Here is a 21,120-nt window from a genome sequence, read left to right on the forward strand (position 1 = left end):
TGGTTGAGATCGTTATCGGCCTTGGCTTGGGACGGACGCCGCCAGACGGTGATGTGTCAGTGTGATCGAATTTCGGTCACCGCCGGTGGCTGGTGCTGGGCGCCCCGGCTTCATCGCTAAGAGGAGATCTCGCCGGGAGTTTGGCGCAGACATATAATCTATTAGCTTCTCGAGATTATAGTTGATGATATGCCCGAGGATTGGCTGACGAGTGATGAGGCGGCCAGGGTGCTTGGGGTCACGGCCGGGAGAGTCCATGCCCTCGCCAAGTCGGGAGAGCTGGTCTACCGGATGGCGGGCCGCACCCGGCTCATCGATCCCGTGTCAGTCCACCGGCTCCTCGCGACCACTCGGCGGCGGGCTGGGCGTCCGCTGGTTCCCGTGTCTGCGTGGGCCGCGCTGCTTAGCGATCTGGGGACCATGAACTGGATCGAGATCACCAGATCTCTGGGGATGTCGTCGCAGCAACGCTACAACCTCAAGCGACTGATCGCCCGAACCCCGCCCGAGAGTTGGGACGCGCTGGCGAAAGCCCGGGCCATTGCCTACAGGGTTCGAGCCCGTCCCGCCTACCTGGAGGAGATCCTGCAGTGGAAAGGCGTCGTCCGATCCGGTATCGCCGCGACCGCTAGATATGGACTCGACCTCATCGCTGCGGAGGAGGGAGACGCCTACGTCAGCGAGGAAACGTGGCGGCTGCTTCAGCGGGAGTTCCATCTCGCCCCCCACCCATCAGGCAACCTGGTGCTACGCATCCCCGCCGTCTCTGAAACCCACGTGCCGGTCGTCCTTGCTCGTGAGGTCATGCCCGTCGCGGTGGTCGCGGTGGATCTTCTTGACAGCGGCGATCCACGCTCTCGACGCACCGCCCTCCAGATCATCGAACGACTCCTGGAAGCACCTCTCCATGACTGAAACTGCGCTCCCCTGCCTCAGAGACCAGCCCGTCGACCTCGGCCAGATCCGCCTGCCAGACGATCGCCTGTAGCCGACCCTGCTGGACCTTTCGGAGTTGCTGGAAGAGCGCTCATGGGCGCTCATCGGGGGCCAGATGGTCGCGCTTCACGGCCTGGCCATGGGCAAGCCTCCCATCCGCTTCTCATCGGACCTCGACGTCATCGCCAACCTCGCGCTCAGCCCATCCAGTTTGACCACATGCGCCGCCCACATCCGTTCTCTGGGCTTCACACCTGCACCCACTGCGGACGGCAAGCGACTGCACCGCTTCATCCATGACAACCTGGTCATCGACATCGTGGCGCCGGACCACCCACCCCGGCGCCTGCTTCCCCTGCGGATCGCGGGCAAGGACGCCATCGAGATCGATGGCGGATGGCGTGCGCTGCAAAGCACGGGTGTCATGCCCGTCATGTTCGATTACCGGCAGGGCCAGGTTCCGATGCCGGATCTTGGTGGTGCACTCGTCATCAAAGCCCGTGCCGCCTTGGCCGACTCGCGTGATCCCCAGAGGCATCTACTTGACCTGGCCTTCCTGCTCAGCCTTGTCGACAACCCCCGACGGCTACGCGAGCGGTTTACAGCTCGCGACCGTACGCATCTACGATGCCTCGCCCTTGATGGTGACACACGCCAGCTGCCTTGGATCATGCTCCGTGACGGGACTGACCGAAGCAACGCCGCCGAGGCATACCTGTCTCTGACACGACACTGAAATCCAGATGAGTCGGAGTGGTCCCAAGCCCGGGCGCTGCCGCGCACAACATGTGGAGGGCGACTGAGTGTGGAGTAGCCGAATACGGAGGAGGTCGAAGTTGGCGCGTCCGTACATCTGTCGTTTGATCACCTTGAAAGTGAGGTCGGCCTTCCACGACGCCTCTGTCGAGATCGTCTTCTAGTGTGTCCCGTCGGGGGCGTGAGCCAGGGCGGGCGTTGGTGGTGGTTGCTCGGCGGGGTGGGCGGGATCGTTGAACGTGCCCTCCCTGCGTACGGTGTGCCAGCGCAGTCGCACGCCCAGCAGGGCCGTCGCCAGCGACTGGATGACCACGAGGTACATGAGCTGGCGGTAGACGAACTGCTGTAGCGGCAGCACCCACAGCGCGGAGGCGCGTTCGGCGTCCAGGCGGAGGGCGTACCAGCCGGTCAGTGCCTGCACCGCCACGAAACCCGCCCATACCGCGACGACCGGGAGGGGATCGCCCAGGACCGTGCTGTAGATCGCCATGAGGTCGACTACGGGGGCCAGCAAGGGCAGCAGCACCTGGAACAGCGCAAGGTAGCCGAGGCAGCGGCGGCCGAACGGGCCGCGTTCGCGGATGGCGCGCCGATGTTTCCACATCGCCTGCAGGGTGCCGTAGCACCAGCGGTAGCGCTGCTTCCACAACTGGCCGAGCGAGGTCGGCGCCTCGGTCCAGGCCAGCGCCTTCTCCTCGTAGACCACGCGCCAGCCGGCGCGGCACAGCGCCATGGTGAGGTCGGTGTCCTCGGCCAGCGTGTCCGTGCTGACCCCGCCCAGTGCCACGAGCGCCGAACGCCGGAACGCCCCGATCGCACCGGGTACGGTCGCCATGCAGTCGAGCAGCTCGAAGGCGCGCCGGTCGAGGTTGAAGCCGATGACGTACTCGATGTGCTGCCAGCGTCCGATCATGCCGCGCCGGTTGCCGACCTTGGTGTTGCCGCTCACCGCGCCGACCGCCGGGTCGGCGAGCTGGCGGAGCAGGTGGCCGATCGTGGCGGGTTCGAAGACGGTGTCGCCGTCCACCATGATGAGCAGTTCGTGGGCGGCCTGTGCGATGCCGGTGTTGAGCGCGGCCGGCTTGCCGCCGTTGGGCCGGCGGATCACGCGTACGCCGGGGAGCCCCAGCGCCGCCGCCAGCTGGGCGGTGTCGTCGGTCGAGCCGTCGTCGACGACGAGGATCTCGAGCTCGCCCTGGTAGGTGGTGGCGACCAGCGAGCGTACCGTCGCCTGGATCCCGGCCGCCTCGTTGTAGGCGGGCACGATCACGGTCACCGGCGGGGGCGCAGGCCACACGGGCGCGCGGCCCTTTCGCCGTTTCCCGCCCCTCGTACGGGCCGCGTGCACCCACGCGAGCACGGCGAAGAAGCCGAGCCGCCCCAGGGTGAGCGCTCCCGCGGCGAACAGCACCCACGACAGCGCGCCGGTGAACGTCTCCGAGGCACGCTGGGCCAGGCTGAGCGCGGAGCCGATGAACCGGTCCGCCCCGTCGGCCCGCTGGTGTGCCGAGGGCATGCCGAGCGCCTTGGTCACCGTGACTGCCCGGTAGCCCTTGCCGGTCAGCTCACGCAGGACGGCCTCGACGGCCTCGACGGTCTGCCGCCTGTCGCCACCCGAGTCGTGCATCATGACGATGGCGCCCCGGCCCCTGGCTGGGAGCGACGACGTCACGATCTTCGCTGTGCCGGGGCGGCTCCAGTCCTTCGTGTCGAGGTCTGTCAGTGTGACGAGGTAGCCCTCGGCCGCCAGCTCCTTCATGCTCGCCCATTGAGGGCCGGTGATCGCGTCGGGGGTGGAGGAGTAGGGCGGGCGGGCCAGCGTCGTGTGCAGCCCGGTCGCGCCGGCCAGCGCCCGCTGCGTCAGCGACAGCTCCAGCTTGAGCCGCCAGCCGGGCACCGCCGCCAGGTCGGCGTGGGAGTAGGTGTGGTTGCCGAGCTCGTGGCCTTCGGCGACGATGCGCCGCGCCAGCTCGGGGTACTTCGCCACCTTGGAACCGACGGTGAAGAAAGTGGCCTTGGCGCCGTACTTCTTCAGCGTGTCGAGCACCTGCGGGGTCCAGGTGGGGTCGGGGCCGTCGTCGAAGGTCAGTGCGATGGTCTTGCTCGGCAGGCGGGCGCTGGCGGGCTCGCCTCCCGTGATGTTGAGGACGGGGCCGCCGGCGCGTACCTTGTCCAGCTCGGGGGACGGCTGGTCGGCGGAGGGCGGGGGCGTGTGGGTCTCGCCTACGACGTTGGTCACGTACCCGTTGAGCACCAGCGCGATGGCGGCCAGCAGGAGGCAGACGGCGAGCGGGAACCAGTGGCCCTTGGGATCGGCCGGCGGCCTCGCGGCTGGGTGCGTCGGTGGCGGTGACACCGGGGATGGAGCTGCGGGCGCGAGTTCGTCCCGCGGCCGAGCCGAGCGGAAGTCCTGCCAGGCCGGGACTGGGGTGGCCGGCCAGACCCGTTTGTCGCCATTGGAGGGGCCGTTCACTTCTTCGGGCCCTTGGTCCGGTTCGGGTCGAGTCCCGGGGGCGTCTTGTCCTGGCCGGGCGGCTCGGTGCCGACATCCGTGGGGTCGGCGGTGGGGCCGGTCGTGGGCTCGGCGGTGGCGTCCGGGCTCGGTGCCGCGCTCGGTCGCGACGTGGTCCGCGCGGGCCGCGGCGTGGTCCGCTCCGGCTGAGGCGTCGCCGATGGCCTGGCCGGGCCGGTGGTGCTCGGACGGCCTGACGGCGAGCGCGTCACCGCCGTCACGGAGGGCGTCGGTTGCTCGGACAGCTTCGGCCGAGGCGTCGGCGTACGGTCGGGTGAAGCCGTGCTGTCTGCCGCGCCTGGGCGATCACCTGGCCAGCCGTTCACCGATAGCGTCGTGCTGGAGAACATGCCGCCGATCACGAACGCGAGCAGCGCGAGAGCCAGGACGCTCGACGCGATCGAGCCGATCATGATCAGCTTTCGGCGGCGGCCGCTCTGGTTGACGAAGACGGCTGTCGGGTGGTGTTGCTCAGGGGGCACGCGGAAATGGTAGTGATTCTGGATAACGTATGGGAATTGGGATATTCGACTGGTGGGGCTGCGCTCTGGAAGTGTGACCGCCCCACCCCGAGCGGCCGCCGAGATCATCTTTCTCCCGAGTCGTCAGCCGCCGCCGCTTGCATCCCTCCTCGCGGCCTCCACGCTCTTGCGCAGCGCTGTGGCGATCGGCCCGACGGGCTTGGACAGCTGCTCGATCCGCTCTTTGTGGAGGTGCCGCTCCCGCCTCGACAGGGCCGCTTTGAGCCGGGCCGCGATGGCGAGTGCGGCCAGGACGCGGACGTCCGGCCCCAGACGGCCGATGGGTTGGCTGCCGCGGACCGCCCGGCCGACGCGCTCGGCGAGCCGGCGCGAGACGTACGGCCGCCGTGGCGTGATCCTCTCGACCGGGAACAGCAGGATTCGGCGTCGCTCCACGCGGATCAGTCCGGCGGCCGCCAACTCGTCGCGGACCAGACGGTACGCGTGCGAGCGGTCCTTGCCGATCCATCCCCGCCACGACCGAGGCGGGGAGCTCGCGATCTGCTCCCACACGGCCACCTGCAGGGAACCGGCATCGGCAGCAGGGGCGGTCACCGCGCGTGCCTTGCCCGACTCGTCCGCCAGATTGCCGCCCATCATGAGCTCGGCGAGTGCCGCCGCGCGCAGGAGGTAACCCAGCTCGCGGCGGTTGGCCAGCTTTTCCTTGCGGAGGTCGAAGGCCAGCAAGAAGGCCGATCTCGGCAGGGACTCACCCCGCTTCGCTCTCGTCCGTGTCTCCATCCGCCGTCTCCCCTCCTTCCAATGCTTCTTCCAGGGCTGATTCCAGGACTTCCTCTGGGGTCTTTCTCGGCCGCCCGCGCGGGCGCATCCGCCCCACGCCATCGGGCAGGCGCCCGGCCTCGGTCAGGGCCCGGCGTAGCAGGAACTCGATCTGTGAGTTCGTACTGCGCAGCTCGTCGGACGCCCACCGGGCCAGCGCGTCGTGGACCACCGGGTCGAGCCGCAGGAGGATCTTCTTCCTCTCCACGACGGTTACTGGTAGAGCGTGCCGGTGTTGACGACGGGCTGGGTGTCCCGGTCTCCGACAAGCACCACGAGCAGATTGCTGACCATGGCCGCCTTGCGCTCCTCGTCCAGCTCGACCACATCGTGCTCGGCGAGCTTGGCCAGGGCCATCTCGACCATGCCGACCGCCCCTTCGACGATCCGCTGCCGGGCCGCCACCACCGCGCCGGCCTGCTGGCGCCGCAACATGGCGTGGGCGATCTCGGGCGCGTACGCCAGGTGGACGATGCGGGACTCGATGATCTTCACCCCGGCCGAGGCCACCCTGGCCCCGATCTCCGTGGACAACCTCTCGTTGATCTCGTCGGCGTTGTCCCGCAGCGACAACCTCGGCTCGCCGTGCGAATCGTACGGATAGCTGCTCGCGATGTGCCGCACGGCCGTCTCCGCCTGGATGGCGACGAACTCCACGAAGTCGTCCACCTCGAAGACCGCCTGCGCCGTGTCCTGCACCTGCCAGACCACCACGGTCGCGATCTGGATGGGGTTGCCGTCCGCTTCGTTGACCTTCGTCACTTCCGTCTCGTGGTTGCGGATCCTGGTGGACACCCGCCGCCGTACCGTGAACGGGTTGACCCACTGCAGGCCGGGCGTCCGCAGCGTGCCGACGTAGCGGCCGAGCAGTTGCACGACCCTCGCCTCGCCGGGCGCCACCGCGGTGAGGCCGCAGAGCAGCACCACCCCGATGATGATCAACAGGCTGGCCACCAGCATCAGCCACAGCCCGCCCTGCCCGGCCCCCGCGGCGAGCATGGCGATCCCTGCGACGAGCAGCACGATCCCGGCCAGGGCCAGCAGCGACGCTATCCCCAGCATCATGAACCCGTTGGCCGCCCGCACCGGGCGCTCGTTTGTGTGCGGCGCAGGCATGTCCACGACGGTGCCCTCAAGCGCGACCCCGCCCGATGTGTCCGCCATCGTCTGTCCCTTTCTCCGTGACTTCACGTTGCTATCAAAGTGATATCACTTTTTCGGCGAAGAGGGAAGCGGGCGATTTCGGGAATCAGTCTCCGATCGATGGGCCGTCGCCGTCGCCGTCCCCGTCCCCGTCCCCGTCGCCGTCCCCGTCCCCGTCGCCGTCCCCGTCCCCGTCGCCGTCCCCGTCGCCGTCGCCGGTGCCGGTGCCCGTGTCCGTGCCGGTGTCAGCGGCGGAGTCGGTCGCATCCGCGCGCGGGGGGCGCATCCGGTGCTATTCCGTGCCAGGCCTGGCCGGCTGCCGCGGCATGCGCCCGCGGATCAGCCGGCGTCCTTGTGGCGCTGGTTGAACCGGCCGACCTTGGCCCGGTTCCCGCACACCTCCATCGAGCACCACCTGCGGCTGCCGTTCTTGCTCACGTCGAGGAACCACAGCACGCACTGCGGGTTGGCGCACTTGCGCACCCGCTCGGGCCGCTGGCCCATCATCCGTACGAAGTCCGCCGCCGCCACCCAGGCCGGCAGCCAGGCCGGATCGTCCACGACCACCAGCTCGTACGGCTCGCCGCCGCGCATCTTCGGCCGCCTGCCGCCCCGGTCGAGCACGGCGTTGAGCCGGTCGGGACGCCGCCCTTCGAGCACCTCCCGCAGCGCGGCGCGCGTCTCCACCAGCCCGTCGCGCACCCGCTCTAATCCGCCCTCGCTTTCGAGGGCGTGGTCCGCCAGCCAGGCGCGCACCCCTTCGGGGTCGTCGAACTGGTCGGCCAACTGCCCGTGCTCCACCCAGACGGTGTCGACCAGGTCCAGCGCGACCGGCTCGCCCCTCAAGGGCCGGACTCTCATTCCTAACCTCCAAAGCAGGTTTGACAGGTTATCGATGGCAATGCTACCACTTAACTACCAAAACGGATATAACAGGTTAAGGGAGATGATTGTGAGCATGCGCTACCGCACCGCGACGATCGACGGGCTGGGCGTCTTCTACCGCGAGGCCGGGGATCCGTCCGCGCCCACGCTGGTCCTGCTGCACGGCTTCCCCACCTCGTCGGTGGCCTACCAGGAGCTGATGGCGGAGCTGTCGGACGAGTTCCACCTGATCGCGCCCGACTACCCGGGCTTCGGCCACAGCTCCGCCCCTGCCGCCGGGGAGTGGGAGTACACCTTCGACCACCTCGCCGACGTGGTGGAACGGTTGCTGGACTCGCTCGGCATCACCACGTACGCGATCTACGTGCACGACTACGGCGCCCCGGTCGGCTTCCGCCTCGCCCTACGCCACCCGGAGCGGATCACCGGCATCGTCACCCAGAACGGCAACGCCTACGAGGAGGGCCTGACCCCGTTCTGGGAGCCGTTCAAGAAGGCCTGGGCGGACGACTCCTCCGAGGCCGACACGACCGCGCTGCTCGGCTTCTACACCGAGGAGGCCACGCGCTGGCAGTACACGCACGGCGTGCGCGACACCTCGCTCGTCAACCCGGACAAGGCGGCCCTGGACCAGGCCGTGCTCGACCGGCCCGGCAGCCACGCCATCCAGCTCGCGCTCTTCCGCGACTACGCCACCAACCCGCCGCAGTACCCGAAGTGGCAGGAATTCCTGCGTACCCACCAGCCGCCGCTGCTGGCCGTCTGGGGCCGCCACGACGAGATCTTCGGTCCGGACGGCGCCTTGGCCTTCGCCCGTGACGTGAAGGACGCTCGCGTCCAGCTCCTGGACGCCGGTCACTTCGCCCTGGAGACCCGCGGCGCCCAGATCGCGGCCCTGGTGCGCGACTTCCTCCGCCGCCTGTCGGACTGAACCCCCGCTCGTGACCTCGTGGAGCCGTTGATGACCGTGCGCCCTCCGCGCGCATCGCTCAGTGAAGTGCTGCTGGCCACGCCGTCGTGATCGCGGGCGGCGTGCTGCTCGGCAGGATCCTGCCGGGTCATCGCTATCCGCTCTACTGGCGCTGACGGGCGCCGCGACACCCCCGCCCGCCGGCGAAGGAACGCCGGCGGGCGGGGTGGTCGCGTACGTCAGCCGAGAAAGGCGGTCAGGGCGTCGATGACAGCGTGGTGGACTTTCCGACCCCGGCCCGGCCTCCGATGAGCAGCACTTCCTGGGCCGATCTCGGGGTGTTCATCAGCCGAAGACGGCTGGGGGAGGCACCGGGGCCAGTACGGCGTCGCCGTCCTTGATGGGGTGGGCCCCCGCGATGAAATTCGTCAGGGCTTCCCCATGCACGCACCTCGCCTGCGTCAGCCCCCCCGCCGCGCGGCGCGTCAGCATATCGACCGGCAAGTCCGTACGTGAGGCCGCCACGATCAGGTTGCCGAAGCGGCGCCCGCGCATGATCCCCGGTTCCGCCAGCAAGGCCACGTGGCGGAACGTGTCCGTCACCGTCGCGAGCAAGCGCTTGGCAAAAGCCAGCCCCTTGCCGTCGGCCATGTTGATCAACAAGGTGCCCCCGGGGCGGAGGATCCTCGCAATGTCGCCCATGTACTCTGCAGTCGCCAGCTCCACCGGCATCGTCGCCCCCGTGAAAGCGTCCAGGACCACCAGGTCCGCCGACGCGTCCCACACCTTGGCCGTGCCCTCTCGGCCGCCCGCCACGATCACCTTCAACCGCGGCACCGACCGGAGGTCCAACTGCTCACGTACCAGATTGACCAGCAAACCGTCCGGTTCGATCACGATGTGCCGGGAGCCGGGGCGGGTGGCGGCGATGTAGCGGGGGATCGTGCAGGCACCCCCGCCCACGTGCACACAGCTCAGCGGGCCATCCTCCAGAAGGTCGATCACGTCCGCCATGAGTCGGACATACTCGAATTCCAGAAATGTCGGGTCTTGTAGATCAACGTACGACTGAGGTACGCCATCTTTGGACAGCACCCAGCCGTCCTGCCTGTCCAGGTCCCGGAGAAGTTCGATCTCGCCGAACGTCACCGGATACTGGCCAGGCATCGGTTCCCGCTGTCCACGTGCCACGCTGATCCCCTCCTGGGAGAAACCGTATGCGACGACGAAGGCTGATTGTGCTCGTTATCGCGGTTGTCGCGGTAGTTGGGGCGGGTGCTTTCGCTGTTATGGCGTCGACGAACCGGATCAAGGGGAGTGCTTCCCAGACCGCGGCCGCGTACTTCGCGGCGTGGCGCAAAGGGGACGTGGCGGCCATGGCCCGCCTGGTGTACCAGCCGCCCTCCGACTTCGTTGTCAGACATCACGAGCTGACCGAGGAACTGCACGTCGAGTCCATCCAGCTCACCCCCGGCGCGTTGAAGAGCACGGGGGACGGGGCCGCGGAGGTGCCGTTCGCGGGGGTCAGGCAGCTCGCCGAGTTCGGGGCGTGGCCGTTCGACGGCACGTTGCGGCTCGCCGTACGGGATCGGGCCTGGAAGGTGACCTGGGCGCCCGAGACGCTGCACCCCCTGCTCAAGGACGGCGGCACGCTGGAGCTGGCCGAGATCGACGCCTCCGCGGCCGAGCTGGTCACCAGCGAGGGCGACAAGATCCCGAACGACAGCTACGCGGACGCCTACCTCAACCAGCTCAAGCCCGAGTTCGAGCAGGCCAGCCACGGCTGGGAGCTGGTGTCGAAGGTGCCGGGACAGCCCGATCGGCAGTTGCTGACCAGGAAACCCGAGGCGAACATCGAGCGCACCACCCTGTCACGCCCCGTCCAGGCGGCGGCCGCCAGGGCGCTGGACGGGGCCGACGATTCCGCGATCATCGCCATCCGGCCGAGCACCGGCGAGATCCTCGCCCTGGCCGACCGCCTGGAGGACAACTTCAGCGCCGTACGTGACGTCTTCCCGCCCGGCTCCACCTTCAAGACGATCACCGCGGCGGCGCTGATCAGGAACGGGCTCGACCCGGCAGAGCAGCTCCAGTGCCCAGGCACGTACACGATCCCGTTCCACCGGCCCTTCCACAACGACGGCGAAGTGGATCGGGGCCTGGTCAGCTTCACCGACGCGTTCGCCTACTCCTGCAACACCACGTTCGTCGAGCAGGCCACGACCAGGCTCAACCCGGACGAGCTGCGCCAGACGGCGGACGAATGGGGGTTCGGCCGCGCGATCGCCACCGGCGTCGGCGGGACCTGCGGCAGCATGCCGGAGACCGACGACCCGAACATGTTCGGCGAGGACGCGATCGGCCAGGGCCAGGTCGTCGCCACGCCGCTGTGCATGGCCGCCGTCGCCGCCGCCGTGCAGAGCGGTACCTGGCGCTCGCCCCGGCTGCTGTCGGAGCAGCAGGTACGCCGCATCGACGGCGTCCCGGGCAAGGCCGCCCCGCTCGACGAGGCGATCGTGGCCCCGATCCGGGACATGATGGTGGCCGTGGTCGACCACGGCACGGCCAGCGACGCGGGGCTGCCGGAGGGCGTGGCGGGCAAGACGGGGACCGCCGAGGTGGACGGCGAGGGATCGCACGGCTGGTTCATCGGTTACCGCGACGACCTGGCCTTCTGCGTGTTCGTACGGCACGGCGGCTCGGGTCGTACGGCCGCCGTTCCCATCGCCGCCCGCTTCCTCAACGGACTCTAACCTACGGTACCGTAGGTTACATGACGACCATCACCGTTAAGCCCAGGCTGCGAGGCTGGTTGCACACTGGAGCGCTGCCCGTGACGCTGGTCGCGGGGTTCGTGCTCGTGGCGCTCGGCCCCACCCTTCAGGCCCGCCTCGCCTCCTCCATCTATGCGATCACCTCGGCGTTGTTGTTCGGGATCTCGGCCACCTATCACCGCAGCACGCTCGGCCCCCGGCTGGCGGAGTTCCTGCGCAGGTTCGACCACGCCAACATCTATCTGATCATCGCCGGGACCTACACGCCTTTCGCGCTGCTGGCTCTCGAAGGGCCGGCCAGGATCGCGGTGTTGTCGGTCATCTGGGGCGGGGCCCTGGCCGGGGTGTTGTTCCGGGTGTTCTGGATGGGCGCGCCGCGGTGGCTCTACACCGTGCTCTACCTGACGCTGGGCTGGACGGCGATCTTCATCATGCCGCAACTGCTCGACGGCGCGGGCGTGGCCGCCGTCGTGCTGGTGGCCGTCGGCGGCGTGTTCTACTCGGCCGGCGCGATCGTGTACGGCCTGCGCCGCCCCGACCCGTCACCCCGCTGGTTCGGGTTCCACGAGGTGTTCCACGCCTGCACCATCGCCGCGTACCTGGTGCAGTACATCGCGGTGTCGATCGTGGTCTACTCCCACGCGTGATGAACCTCGGGACAGAGCAGTACGTCTCGGTGACCACCTACCGCAGGGACGGCACGCCGGTCGCCACCCCCGTCTGGGTGGCCCAGGACGGTGACGCGGTGGTCTTCTGGACCCCTGCCGACTCGTGGAAGATCAAGCGGATCAGGAACAATCCCGAGGTCAGCGTGGCGGGATGTGACTTGAGGGGCAACCTCAGGACCGCGCCGGTCATGGGGCGGGCCGAGGTGCTGGACGCCGTCGAGACCGAGCGGGTGCGGGGGCTGCTGCGGCGCAAGTACGGGCTAATAGGGCGGATCACGTTGTTCGGCAGCAAGCTGCGCAGGGGGAGCACCGGGACCGTAGGCGTGCGGATCACCGACATTTGACCCGGTACTGGTCTGTTTTCGGGTACGTCCCGGAAAGCAGACCAACATGGGGGGAAATCGCTCGATCGCGGTGGCCGCTGCTACGGCATCGCCATGGTCGCCCTGTCGTTGCGCGTGAAGAACTTCTCTCGCAGGCTTGAGGTACCGTAAATTTTGCATATATATCGCCGTTCTCCCGTAGGAACGAACAGCTGACCTGGAGGCGCCATGGACGTACACACCCGCCTTGCCCGCCACCTGCTCATCGACGGATACCACCTCGTGCTCGACCTGGAGCTCAGCCGCGGCTCCTGGCTCGTCGACGCCCGAAACGGCCACCGCTACCTCGACTTCTACACCTTCTTCGCCTCGGCCCCGCTGGGCGTGAACCCGCCCTTCGACCCCGACTTCGCCCAGCTCCTCGGCCAGGTCGCCCGCAACAAACCGGCCAATCCCGACATGTACACCGAGCACCTGGCGGACTTCGTCGACACCTTCGCCCGCGTGCTCGGCGACCCCGAGCTGCCGCACCTGTTCTTCGTCGAAGGCGGCGCCCTCGCCGTCGAGAACGCCCTCAAGACCGCCTTCGACTGGAAGAGCCGCCGTAACGAGGCCGCGGGCAGGTCACGCGACCTGGGCACCAAGGTCCTGCACCTGACGAGGGCCTTCCACGGTCGCAGCGGCTACACCCTGAGCCTGACCAACACCGAGCCGGCCAAGACCGACCGATTCCCGAAGTTCGACTGGCCCCGGATCGACGTGCCCGCCATCCACTTCGGCGACGTCGAGGCGGCCGAGGAACGCGCGCTGGGCCAGGCACGGGAGGCGTTCGAGCGCTATCCGCACGACATCGCGTGCTTCATCGCCGAGCCCATCCAGGGGGAGGGCGGCGACAACCACATGCGGCCCCAGTTCCTGCAGGCCATGCAGCACATGTGCCACGAGTACGACGCCCTCTTCGTCCTGGACGAGGTCCAGACGGGCGGCGGCACCACCGGGACGCCCTGGGCGTACCAGCAGCTGGGGCTTTCTCCGGATGTGGTGGCGTTCGCCAAAAAGGTCCAGGTGGGCGGGATCATGGCGGGCCGCCGGGTCGACCTGGTGACGGACAACGTGTTCCAGCAGAGCGGCCGCATCAACTCCACGTGGGGCGGCGGCCTGGTGGACATGGTCCGCAGCCGCGGCCTCCTGGAGATCATCGAACGCGACGGCCTGATCGACCGCGCCGCGACCCTGGGCAACGTGCTGCTCGAAGGCCTCACCAAGCTGGAGGCCGAGCTCCCCCGGTCGTTGTCCAACGTCCGCGGCCGAGGCCTGATGTGCGCGTTCGACCTGCCCGACCAGGCCGCCCGCGACGCCCTGGTGACCAGGCTCAGGGAGGATCACGGGGTGCTGATGTTGCCCTGCGGCCCCCGTTCGATCCGCCTGCGCCCGGCGCTGAACATTCCGGAGTCCGACGTCGACCACGGCCTGCGGGCCCTGTCGGAAGCCCTCACTGCGTGACGCTGGTGGCGCTGCGGCGCGGCCCGGCGTAGCGCCAGAGGAAGTTGAGCAGCACGCTGGCCCGGTTGCGCCCGCCCAGCAGGTAGGCCACGTGCACGAAGATCCACACCAGCCAGGCGGGCAGCCCGCGCATGGTCAGCCCGTTCTGTAGCTGCAACACCGCCTCCGCCTTGCCCACGGTGGCCATGATGCCGGGATCCCGGTACGAGAACGGGCTCAGCGGCCTCCCCTGAGCGGCCGCGACGATCTGCCTGCCCACGTGCCGGCCCATCTGGATCGCCGGCTGGGCGAGCTGCGGCAGCGTCGCGGGCGGCCCGGACAGGTCGCCGGCCACGAAGATCTCCGGATGATCCGGTACGTTCAGCGCCTGCGTGAGCGCGATCCTGCCGCCCTCGCCCTGCGGCAGACCCCAGTCGGCCACCTCCTTGGGCGCGGTGACGCCGAGCGCCCACACGGTCACGTCGCTCGGCAGCCGCGTCCCGTCGGCCAGCATCACCGCGTCCGGCTCCACGGCCGCCACCGTGGCCCCCAGCCGCAGCCGCACCCCTCTCTTACGCAGCGCCGCGGCCGCCGCGTCCCGCAACCGCGGCTTGTACGGCGCCAGCACGAAGTCGAACCGCTCCACCAACGTCACGCTGGTCTGGCTGGGCTTGATCTCGGGATGCGTCAACGGCAGCGTACGCCGCCGCAGCTCGGCCAGCGTGCCCGCCATCTCGACCCCGGTCGCGCCCGCGCCCACGACCACGACGTGCGTGCTCTCGCGCCGGCCCGCCGCCGTGTCCTCCAGGTACTGCTGCAGCCGCCGCCGCAACACCGCCGCGTCGCGGAGCGAGTAGATCGGCAGCGCGTTCTCCCGAGCCCCCTCGATCTTGAGCCAGTTGGTGGTGACGCCCGTGGCCAGCACCAGATAGTCGTAGTCCAGCCCGCTGCCGTCCTCGAACTCCACCCGCCGCTCCCCGGCCAGCACCTTGCTCACCGCGCCCTGGCGCGCCCGCACGTTGGGCCACTTGGCGGCGTAGGTGCGGATGGGGTACGACACGTCCGCCGAGCCCATCCCGGCCGTGGCGACCTGGTAGAGCAGGGGCTGGAACGTCGCGTACGGGTTGCGGTCGACGAGCGTCACCAGCACTCCGGCTCTGGCCAGCTCCTTCGTGGCGGCCAGCCCGGCGAACCCCGCACCCACGACCACGACCCGAGCTCTCTGCACCATGACCGGTCCTTCCGATGAACGCCGTCATGGATGTCTATGGCACCACCACCCACTCTTAAACCACTTGCCGGGAAGCGCCCGGGATTCCGCGCCTCCCGGGCCGCGCGTCGAACCGCGGCTAGCGTGCCGCAGGAGAGGGGGGATTCGCCGCATGTCCCAGCAAGTGACCACCATCGAGCGCCTCGGCCTGCGGATCGCGCGGCGGCGCGCCGCGCTGAGCCTCACCCGGGAGGAGCTGTCCGAACGGGCGGGCGTCGAGGTGGCTTACGTCGCCTGGCTGGAGGGGGAGTCCGTACGCGAGTCGCTCGCCAGGATCGCACGGGTGCTGGAGACGACCGTGGAGGAGCTGCTCGGAGAGACCCCCATGGGGGCCGGCCCGCCCGCTCCCCATCCGGAGCTGGTCACGCTGGACGAGAGCGAGTGCCTGCACCTGCTCCAACCCGGCGGCGTCGGCAGGCTCGCCTTCGACGGCCGCTACGGGCCGACCGTGTTGCCGGTGAACTTCCGCCTGCTCGAAGGCACGATCGTCTTCCGTACCGCCACGGGCGGCTCCACCGACGAGGACCTGCGTACGGGCGTGCGGGACGTCGAGTACAAGGTGGCGTTCGAGGTGGACCGCATCGAGGAGCTGACGAGCGGCGGCTGGAGCGTGCTCGTGCAGGGCTCGTTGCACCACGTCACCACCGACGAGGAACTGGCCTCGGCGGCGGCCACCGGAGTGGATCCGTGGGCGGGCGGTGACCGGCAGCAGTACCTGAAGATCATCCCCTGCCGCATGACGGGCCGCCGCGTCGAGCCCCGCTGAGCCGTTCCGACTCTGCGTGCGGCGGTTCCGGCGACGGCGGGAGGGCTACTCCTGGCGGGAGCGCCACAGGCCGATGGCGGTGACCCGGGAGTCGACGCCGAGCTTGGCGTAGATGCGGTTGACGTGGTTCTTGACGGTTTTCTCGCTCAGGAACAGCCGTTGCGCGATCTGGCCGTTGGACTGGCCCGTCGCGATCAGGTCCATGACCTCGGCTTCGCGTTTGCTCAGGGACGTGGGCACGCTATCGAACGCTGCGTCGTCGACTCTCATCCGGCCTCCGGGGGCGCGCAGACGGTCAGATCGCCGATGGCCCCCGTGCTTCCGGCGTTAGCGGTAGACAGCGAGCATAACTCGCATTGTCATGATTTGGGGCCGTTGTCGGGAGAAAACGACAACGGCCGGTCCCGAAGGACCGGCCGCGCTGGGGTGAGTGAAGGGACTTGAACCCTCGGCATCCAGGACCACAACCTGGCGCTCTACCAGCTGAGCTACACCCACCATTGCCACCCCTGCGTAGGGGTACAGGAAAAGTGTAGCGGGGATCGGGAGTCTTTACGCCACAGGTTTAGCCCGTGACACGCTCTGCCAGCGATCTCGCGGTGGCCGAGTCGGGCCCCGGCTGGTCCACGAAGATCGCGGCGCGATAGTAGCGCAACTCCCTGATGCTCTCCGTGATGTCGGCCAGCGCCCGGTGCCCGCCCTGCTTTTCCGGCGCGGCGAAGTAGACCCGTGGATACCAGCGGCGGACCAGCTCCTTGATCGAAGAGACGTCGATCATCCGGTAGTGCAAGTAGGCGTCGACCCCGGGCATGTCCCGCGAGATGAACGTGCGGTCGGTGCCGATCGAGTTGCCGCACAGCGGCGCCTTCTTCGGCTCGGGGACGTGCCGGCGGATGTAGTCGAGCACGAGCGACTCGGCCTCCGCCAGCGTCACGCCGCCCGCCAGCTCGGGGAGCAGCCCGGAGGCGGTGTGCATCTCGCGTACGACCTGCGACATCTGCTCCAGCGACTCCGGCGGCGGTTTGATGACCACGTCGACGCCCTCGTCCAGCTGATTGAGCTCGCTGTCGGTGATCACGCACGCCACCTCGACGAGCGCGTCGCGGCTAAGGTCGAGCCCGGTCATCTCGCAGTCGATCCAGACCAGCAAGTCACTCATTCGATCTCCTCGCCCAGCGGCTCGGAGCAATCCGCCCGCTTGTTACCTCCACCAGCCTAGTGCCACCGGTTACGCGGGCTTGAGCGAGCTGAGAACCTTGCCGACCACGTCGGTGCCCAGATTGTCGGGTACGGAGACGTACACGATCGCCGGAGACTCGCCCTCGCCGCGATCCATCAGCACGATCGCGCCGTTCTCCTTCTTCCACTTGTAGCCCTTCTCCTCCGACACCTTGCTGAAGTCGAGCTCGAACTGCAGCACCCACGCGTCCCGGTCGCCGATCTTCATGGCCTTGTCCGCCACGACCTTGCTCTCGTGCGCGAGCTGGTAATACTTAGTGGAGAAGTCCACGAACACGGCCTTCGCGGTGTCGCCCAGGCCCGCGGCGCCGGAATAGGGATAGAGCTCGTTGAGCAGCCCCGTGTAGACGTTGCCGATCCAGTCGGACTCGCCCTCGTAGTTGTCCTGCGAGGTGGCCTGCACCGCGCTCGTGTACGCCTGCTGGGTCGGGTCCGTGCCGTTGACCTGGTCCGGCTTGGGCACCGTCCAGCCGTCCGGCACCTTGTACGAGATGCCGCTCCGCGGGTCGGAGACGACGCCACTGGCCGGCTGGGGGAACTCGGTGACGCCCTGGCTGGGCGGCTCGTTGGACGGCGGCTCGTTGCTGGGCGGCTGTTGCGGCTCGAACGTGTCGGTCGGCTCCGGGGGCGACGCGGTATTCGTGGTGTTCCTGTTGATGAAGAAGATGCCGGCCACCACGATCAGCGCGACCACCACCAGCGCCGCCAGCCCGCCGAACACCCACGGCAGCGGATTGCCCTGCCTGGGCGGCGGCGCCCCGTAACCAGGCCCGGGCAGCTGATTGCCGCCCCACTGCTGGGTGGGCGGCGTGGGCTGGCCGTAGGCCGACTGGCCGTATGTGGGCTGGCCGAACTGGAGCGTGGGGTTCGCCGGTGTCGCCGACCAGTCGGGGTCCGACTGAGGTTGCGGTTGGGGTTGCGGTTGCGGCCCGGAGGCCGGCTGCTGGGGCTGCCCCGGCCCCTGCTCCTGCGCGTGGGTGGCGTCGGTCCACTGGCTGCCGTCCCACCAGCGGAGCTGGGGCTCTCCGTAGGGGTCCGGGTACCAGCCTGCGGGGGTCTGCGTGGTCATATTCGCCAGATTAGTAAGAACCGCTTTGATATGCATTTCCGGGCGGGTTTCAACACTTGTAGGTGAAGGTCGCCTTGTCCGTACGCACCGGGCCCGGCGTCAGGATTCGCAGCGTAGCAGTTGCTTTGACGTTGCTCTTCCCCTGCAGCGTCCATCTCAGCGGCACCTTGTAGGACGTCTGATCGGAGTTCGTGCGCAGCGTTCCCTTGACGACGTCCTTGTCCAGGTTCTTGCGCCATTCATAGGTGATCTCCCCGGGCGCTCCGTTGGTGATGACCGTGCCCGTGATCACGACGGCGCTGCCGCAACCCTGGGTCTTCTTCGGCGCGACCACGTTGATCGACTTGACCGCCAGGTCCGGTGAGCCGCCCAGCCTGAACCAGGCCAGGATCGCCCCCGCCATGATGACCGCGAAGATGGCCGTGGCGAAGATCGTCCGCCGCCGCCGGGCCCGCGAGGCCCGGGCCAGCCTGGTGCCGGGGCGGTGCTCGGTGGCGGCCCCGTCGCGCCCGGCCCGCCAGATCCGCTCGGCGGTCGTCTCCGGCCGCTGCACCTGCGTGCCGACCCCGGGCCCGAACTGCACGGGTCCCGCCGAGCGGCCGGGGACGTGCAGCAGCGTGACGATGTCGCCCTCGTCCTTGGGCACGACCGGCGGCGGTGCGTACCCGGGCGGCTGCGCGAACGCCGACCTGCCCCGCGCCGCCTGGGCCGGCCCGTCCCTGCTGATCAGGCCACCGGGCAGTGCCGACCGCTCGTTGACCAGCAGGTCGCGGGCGGCGGCCAGGCCCAGGGTGCCGGCCGCGGCCGCGGCACGTTCGAACAACTCGGCGGCCCGCGGCGCGCCCTGCCCGAAGGAGGCGGCGAGCCCGCGGGCCAGCGACGCCCAGCCGGCCGCGTCCCGTTCGCGCGGGGAGACCTGGCCGCGGATGGCGTCGGCCAGGCCGCGTTCCGACAGCAGCGCGGCACCCTCCGCGGTGATCACCACGGTGCCCGGGTGCACGGAGCCGTGCGTCACCCCGGCGGCGTGCAGCGCCGCCAGCGTCTGAGCGGTCTCCACCAGCACGGCGGCCGCGCCGCCGGGATCGATCGGCCCGGTGGCGAGCAGGTCGCCCACGGTGGGGCTGACCGCCTGCGCGGTGAGCAGCCACACCTGGTCGCCCGCCGCGACCACGTCCGCCACCGGGATCAGCCCGGTCAGCCCGCCCAGCACGAGCCGCTGGTCGGTCATGACCGTGTGCACCACGCGGTCGCGCACGCCGGGCAGGCCGATGATCTTCGGATCGAACAGCAGCGCCCCCGCCCTGCGCCCATCGGGTGAGATGGCGTCGATCCAGTTGCCGAGTTCGGTCATCCAGGTGTGTTCGGTGAGCCGGAACCCGGCGATACCGTTTCCAGGGTTGTTCATCGCCGTTGCCCCCCGGCGCGTCTTAGCGCTTCCTTCTGTGGCGTCCCGCCATGCGGCGTTTCACCGCAAGTGTGACGGGAACCGCGCCTGACGTCATCAGTCCGAGCGCGATCAACCCGGCCTGCGCCTTGCCGACGCCGTCGAGCCGGGGCTCTTCAGTCGTCGGGTCGCCGCCCTGAGGGCTCTGGCCTCCCTCCGGGCTCTCCGTGGACGGGCTCGGCCGGGTCGGCGGAACCCTGGTCGGGGGCGTGAACGTGGGCGCGGACGTGGAGGGAGGCGCGGACGTGGGCGGCTGGGTGCCGCCGTTGGTCTCGTCGATCCGGATGGTGATGTCCGGCTCCGGCGTCTCGGTCGGCGTCGGGGTCGGCTTCTTGGTCTTGGTCTTGACCGTGGTCGGCGTGGGCTTGGGGGCCGGCTTCTTGGTGGGCTGGGTGGCCACCGGCTGGACGGGCGGCGGCGCGGCGCTCTCGGTGGCCGTCGGCGCCGGCTCCGGCGTGGTCGCCTCGGGAGTGGGGGCCGGCTCCTCCTCCGTCTCCACCGGCTCGGGCGTCGCGGGGACGGCGGTGGTCGGCGTGACCTGGCTGGTCTGTGCCTGTAACACGGGTTCGCCGGCGGAGGAGTTCATGATGATCACGACCACGGCGACCAGCACGACGGAGGCGGTCGCGCCGATGGCGATCTTGGTGGACAACTTGCTGAGGATGCGGGACGGGTTGCGGAAGCGGGTCTCGGCGAGCGAGGTCTGTGTCTCGACGGGTTCGTCGAGCGCGCTCGGGAAGAGCAGCACCAGCAAGCCCGCGAGGGCGGCCAGGCGGCGGCGCCCGCGCTCCTCCCAGTCGGCGCCGTACCCCTCCGCGGCGACGGCCTCCAGTTCGGTCAGGAATGCCTCCGCCGACGGCGGCCGCTCGGCGGGATCCTTGGCCAGGCCGCGCTCGATCAGGCCGCGCAGCGGCGTCGGCACCTCGTCCACGGGGGGCGGCGAGCTCTGGTGCTGGCGGGCCAGCGCGGCGATGTTGGGCGCCCGGTAGGGGCGGGTGCCGGTCAGGCACTCGAAGAACACCACGGTGGCCGCGTACACGTCGGTTGCGGGTCCCGTGGGCCCGCCCGCCCACTGCTCGGGCGCCATGTACGGCGGCGTGCCCGCGGCACTGGCGCCCTCGCCAGCCCGGACCGCGATGCCGAAGTCCACGAGCTTGCTGGTGCCGTCGCCCTCGACCATGACGTTCTCGGGCTTGAAGTCGCGGTGCACGACCCCGATCGCGTGCGCCGAGGCCAGGCCCTGGAGCGAGCCCTTGAGCACGGTCAGCGCCGCCTCAGGGCCGGTGGGCCCCTCGGACCTGAGGATCTCGCGCAGCGAAACCCCGTCGATCAGCTCCATGATGATCGCCGCGCCCTGGCCGGTCTCGACGTAGTCGATCAACCGGGCGTGGTACGCGCTCTGCAGCGTGCCGAGCAGCCTCGCCTCGTGCCGGAACCGGGCGACGAACCCCACGTCGGATCTCAGCTCGTCACTGAGATATTTGATCGCCACATGGGCGCCGTCGTAGTCGCGCCTGGCCAGCATCACGCGCCCGGCGGATCCCGAGCCGAGCTCGCGAACCTCGGTGTAGCCAGGGACCCCCCACTGCCCATCACCGTACATAACGGTCTCCTCTGCAGTTGCTTGGGCCCCCACCCTCAT

The 21,120-nt window shown here is 69.4% G+C and carries 22 protein-coding genes and 1 tRNA gene; 8 read left to right on the forward strand and 15 right to left on the reverse strand.

Going from position 1 to position 21,120, the window contains the following annotated elements; genetic code table 11:
- Nucleotides 1-189: 189 nt before the first annotated feature.
- Together ACFLIM_RS24470 and ACFLIM_RS24475 are read left to right on the forward strand one after the other, a co-directional pair.
- On the forward strand, nucleotides 190-915 hold the full coding sequence (locus ACFLIM_RS24470; RefSeq protein WP_393169137.1) for a helix-turn-helix domain-containing protein: 726 nt from the start codon (nucleotides 190-192) through the stop codon (nucleotides 913-915).
- 97 nt (nucleotides 916-1,012) lie between these two features.
- A complete protein-coding gene (locus tag ACFLIM_RS24475) occupies nucleotides 1,013-1,672 on the forward strand; it encodes a hypothetical protein (RefSeq protein WP_393169139.1) in 660 nt (219 codons plus the stop codon).
- Nucleotides 1,673-1,852: 180 nt separating this feature from the next.
- Here the strand turns inward: ACFLIM_RS24475 and ACFLIM_RS24480 are convergent, their stop codons facing one another.
- The 7 genes from ACFLIM_RS24480 to ACFLIM_RS24510 all read right to left on the reverse strand — a co-directional run bounded on the left by ACFLIM_RS24480 (nucleotide 1,853) and on the right by ACFLIM_RS24510 (nucleotide 7,509).
- Nucleotides 1,853-4,048 (reverse strand): bifunctional polysaccharide deacetylase/glycosyltransferase family 2 protein, encoded by a 2,196-nt coding sequence (locus ACFLIM_RS24480; protein WP_393169141.1) that lies wholly within the window; start codon nucleotides 4,046-4,048, stop codon nucleotides 1,853-1,855.
- A 113-nt stretch (nucleotides 4,049-4,161) separates the two neighbouring features.
- A complete protein-coding gene (locus tag ACFLIM_RS24485) occupies nucleotides 4,162-4,686 on the reverse strand; it encodes a hypothetical protein (protein WP_393169143.1) in 525 nt (174 codons plus the stop codon).
- Between the two features lie 123 nt (nucleotides 4,687-4,809).
- Complete coding sequence (locus ACFLIM_RS24490; RefSeq protein ID WP_393169145.1) at nucleotides 4,810-5,466, reverse strand: GPP34 family phosphoprotein; 657 nt, start codon at nucleotides 5,464-5,466, stop codon at nucleotides 4,810-4,812.
- Complete coding sequence (locus ACFLIM_RS24495) at nucleotides 5,435-5,713, reverse strand: hypothetical protein (RefSeq protein ID WP_393169147.1); 279 nt, start codon at nucleotides 5,711-5,713, stop codon at nucleotides 5,435-5,437. The genes ACFLIM_RS24490 and ACFLIM_RS24495 overlap by 32 nt, the downstream gene beginning before the upstream one ends.
- 5 nt (nucleotides 5,714-5,718) lie before the next feature.
- Nucleotides 5,719-6,669, reverse strand: a complete 951-nt coding sequence (locus ACFLIM_RS24500; protein ID WP_393169149.1) for an SPFH domain-containing protein — start codon at nucleotides 6,667-6,669, stop codon at nucleotides 5,719-5,721.
- Between the two features lie 85 nt (nucleotides 6,670-6,754).
- Nucleotides 6,755-6,934, reverse strand: a complete 180-nt coding sequence (locus tag ACFLIM_RS24505; RefSeq protein WP_393169151.1) for a hypothetical protein — start codon at nucleotides 6,932-6,934, stop codon at nucleotides 6,755-6,757.
- Nucleotides 6,935-6,987: 53 nt separating this feature from the next.
- Nucleotides 6,988-7,509 (reverse strand): CGNR zinc finger domain-containing protein, encoded by a 522-nt coding sequence (locus ACFLIM_RS24510; RefSeq protein ID WP_393169153.1) that lies wholly within the window; start codon nucleotides 7,507-7,509, stop codon nucleotides 6,988-6,990.
- A gap of 97 nt (nucleotides 7,510-7,606) precedes the next feature.
- On the opposite strand from ACFLIM_RS24510, the gene ACFLIM_RS24515 reads away from it, so the two are divergent.
- Nucleotides 7,607-8,464, forward strand: a complete 858-nt coding sequence (locus ACFLIM_RS24515; RefSeq protein ID WP_393169431.1) for an alpha/beta fold hydrolase — start codon at nucleotides 7,607-7,609, stop codon at nucleotides 8,462-8,464.
- A 324-nt stretch (nucleotides 8,465-8,788) separates the two neighbouring features.
- Here ACFLIM_RS24515 and ACFLIM_RS24520 read toward each other — a convergent pair whose 3' ends face one another.
- On the reverse strand, nucleotides 8,789-9,634 hold the full coding sequence (locus ACFLIM_RS24520) for a spermidine synthase (RefSeq protein WP_393169154.1): 846 nt from the start codon (nucleotides 9,632-9,634) through the stop codon (nucleotides 8,789-8,791).
- Between the two features lie 98 nt (nucleotides 9,635-9,732).
- Between ACFLIM_RS24520 and ACFLIM_RS24525 the strand changes: the two genes are divergently transcribed.
- The 4 genes from ACFLIM_RS24525 (at nucleotide 9,733) to lat (ending at nucleotide 13,711) form a co-directional block, all read left to right on the forward strand.
- Nucleotides 9,733-11,196: a penicillin-binding transpeptidase domain-containing protein gene (locus tag ACFLIM_RS24525; RefSeq protein ID WP_393169155.1), complete on the forward strand. Its 1,464-nt coding sequence runs from the start codon at nucleotides 9,733-9,735 to the stop codon at nucleotides 11,194-11,196.
- 20 nt (nucleotides 11,197-11,216) lie between these two features.
- On the forward strand, nucleotides 11,217-11,864 hold the full coding sequence (gene trhA, locus ACFLIM_RS24530) for a PAQR family membrane homeostasis protein TrhA (RefSeq protein ID WP_393169156.1): 648 nt from the start codon (nucleotides 11,217-11,219) through the stop codon (nucleotides 11,862-11,864).
- Nucleotides 11,864-12,229, forward strand: a complete 366-nt coding sequence (locus ACFLIM_RS24535) for a PPOX class F420-dependent oxidoreductase (protein ID WP_393169158.1) — start codon at nucleotides 11,864-11,866, stop codon at nucleotides 12,227-12,229. Before trhA ends, ACFLIM_RS24535 begins: the two co-directional genes overlap by 1 nt.
- 207 nt (nucleotides 12,230-12,436) lie before the next feature.
- Nucleotides 12,437-13,711, forward strand: coding sequence for an L-lysine 6-transaminase (gene lat / locus ACFLIM_RS24540; protein ID WP_393169159.1), 1,275 nt, complete (start codon nucleotides 12,437-12,439; stop codon nucleotides 13,709-13,711).
- Here the strand turns inward: lat and ACFLIM_RS24545 are convergent.
- Nucleotides 13,701-14,921 (reverse strand): NAD(P)/FAD-dependent oxidoreductase, encoded by a 1,221-nt coding sequence (locus ACFLIM_RS24545; protein WP_393169161.1) that lies wholly within the window; start codon nucleotides 14,919-14,921, stop codon nucleotides 13,701-13,703. The two genes, lat and ACFLIM_RS24545, sit on opposite strands and share 11 nt — an antisense overlap.
- Before the next feature lie 151 nt (nucleotides 14,922-15,072).
- Between ACFLIM_RS24545 and ACFLIM_RS24550 the strand changes: the two genes are divergently transcribed.
- Nucleotides 15,073-15,726: a helix-turn-helix domain-containing protein gene (locus tag ACFLIM_RS24550; protein ID WP_393169163.1), complete on the forward strand. Its 654-nt coding sequence runs from the start codon at nucleotides 15,073-15,075 to the stop codon at nucleotides 15,724-15,726.
- A 45-nt stretch (nucleotides 15,727-15,771) separates the two neighbouring features.
- On the opposite strand, the gene ACFLIM_RS24555 is transcribed toward ACFLIM_RS24550, so the two are convergent.
- The 6 genes from ACFLIM_RS24555 to ACFLIM_RS24580 form a co-directional block, all read right to left on the reverse strand.
- Nucleotides 15,772-15,996 carry a helix-turn-helix domain-containing protein gene (locus tag ACFLIM_RS24555; RefSeq protein ID WP_393169164.1) on the reverse strand — a complete coding sequence of 75 codons (225 nt, stop codon included), beginning with the start codon at nucleotides 15,994-15,996 and terminating at the stop codon, nucleotides 15,772-15,774.
- Between the two features lie 152 nt (nucleotides 15,997-16,148).
- Nucleotides 16,149-16,224, reverse strand: a tRNA-His gene (locus tag ACFLIM_RS24560).
- A gap of 67 nt (nucleotides 16,225-16,291) precedes the next feature.
- Entirely contained in the window at nucleotides 16,292-16,885 is a 594-nt protein-coding gene (gene orn, locus ACFLIM_RS24565) for an oligoribonuclease (RefSeq protein ID WP_393169166.1), read from the reverse strand.
- A gap of 69 nt (nucleotides 16,886-16,954) precedes the next feature.
- Nucleotides 16,955-18,034 carry a DUF2510 domain-containing protein gene (locus ACFLIM_RS24570; protein WP_393169168.1) on the reverse strand — a complete coding sequence of 360 codons (1,080 nt, stop codon included), beginning with the start codon at nucleotides 18,032-18,034 and terminating at the stop codon, nucleotides 16,955-16,957.
- A gap of 49 nt (nucleotides 18,035-18,083) precedes the next feature.
- Nucleotides 18,084-19,439, reverse strand: coding sequence for a hypothetical protein (locus ACFLIM_RS24575; protein WP_393169170.1), 1,356 nt, complete (start codon nucleotides 19,437-19,439; stop codon nucleotides 18,084-18,086).
- A 22-nt stretch (nucleotides 19,440-19,461) separates the two neighbouring features.
- Nucleotides 19,462-21,081 (reverse strand): serine/threonine-protein kinase, encoded by a 1,620-nt coding sequence (locus ACFLIM_RS24580; protein ID WP_393169172.1) that lies wholly within the window; start codon nucleotides 21,079-21,081, stop codon nucleotides 19,462-19,464.
- Between the last annotated feature and the right edge of the window lie 39 nt (nucleotides 21,082-21,120).

This window comes from Nonomuraea marmarensis (genome assembly GCF_043197025.1).
GTDB lineage: Bacteria > Actinomycetota > Actinomycetes > Streptosporangiales > Streptosporangiaceae > Nonomuraea > Nonomuraea marmarensis.

Excerpts from the sequence above, each read along its gene's own strand:
- ACFLIM_RS24470 (WP_393169137.1), top strand. The coding sequence starts at position 190 with ATGCCCGAGGATTGGCTGACGAGTGATGAGGCGGCCAGGGTGCTTGGG.
- ACFLIM_RS24525 (WP_393169155.1), top strand. The coding sequence starts at position 9,733 with ATGGCGTCGACGAACCGGATCAAGGGGAGTGCTTCCCAGACCGCGGCC.
- ACFLIM_RS24535 (WP_393169158.1), top strand. The coding sequence starts at position 11,864 with ATGAACCTCGGGACAGAGCAGTACGTCTCGGTGACCACCTACCGCAGG.
- ACFLIM_RS24500 (WP_393169149.1), bottom strand. The coding sequence starts at position 6,669 with ATGGCGGACACATCGGGCGGGGTCGCGCTTGAGGGCACCGTCGTGGAC.
- ACFLIM_RS24575 (WP_393169170.1), bottom strand. The coding sequence starts at position 19,439 with ATGAACAACCCTGGAAACGGTATCGCCGGGTTCCGGCTCACCGAACAC.
- ACFLIM_RS24570 (WP_393169168.1), bottom strand. The coding sequence starts at position 18,034 with ATGACCACGCAGACCCCCGCAGGCTGGTACCCGGACCCCTACGGAGAG.
- ACFLIM_RS24515 (WP_393169431.1), top strand. The coding sequence starts at position 7,607 with ATGCGCTACCGCACCGCGACGATCGACGGGCTGGGCGTCTTCTACCGC.
- trhA (WP_393169156.1), top strand. The coding sequence starts at position 11,217 with ATGACGACCATCACCGTTAAGCCCAGGCTGCGAGGCTGGTTGCACACT.
- ACFLIM_RS24545 (WP_393169161.1), bottom strand. The coding sequence starts at position 14,921 with ATGGTGCAGAGAGCTCGGGTCGTGGTCGTGGGTGCGGGGTTCGCCGGG.
- ACFLIM_RS24510 (WP_393169153.1), bottom strand. The coding sequence starts at position 7,509 with ATGAGAGTCCGGCCCTTGAGGGGCGAGCCGGTCGCGCTGGACCTGGTC.
- ACFLIM_RS24580 (WP_393169172.1), bottom strand. The coding sequence starts at position 21,081 with ATGTACGGTGATGGGCAGTGGGGGGTCCCTGGCTACACCGAGGTTCGC.
- ACFLIM_RS24505 (WP_393169151.1), bottom strand. The coding sequence starts at position 6,934 with ATGCGCCCCCCGCGCGCGGATGCGACCGACTCCGCCGCTGACACCGGC.
- lat (WP_393169159.1), top strand. The coding sequence starts at position 12,437 with ATGGACGTACACACCCGCCTTGCCCGCCACCTGCTCATCGACGGATAC.
- orn (WP_393169166.1), bottom strand. The coding sequence starts at position 16,885 with ATGAGTGACTTGCTGGTCTGGATCGACTGCGAGATGACCGGGCTCGAC.
- ACFLIM_RS24490 (WP_393169145.1), bottom strand. The coding sequence starts at position 5,466 with ATGGAGACACGGACGAGAGCGAAGCGGGGTGAGTCCCTGCCGAGATCG.
- ACFLIM_RS24550 (WP_393169163.1), top strand. The coding sequence starts at position 15,073 with ATGTCCCAGCAAGTGACCACCATCGAGCGCCTCGGCCTGCGGATCGCG.
- ACFLIM_RS24555 (WP_393169164.1), bottom strand. The coding sequence starts at position 15,996 with ATGAGAGTCGACGACGCAGCGTTCGATAGCGTGCCCACGTCCCTGAGC.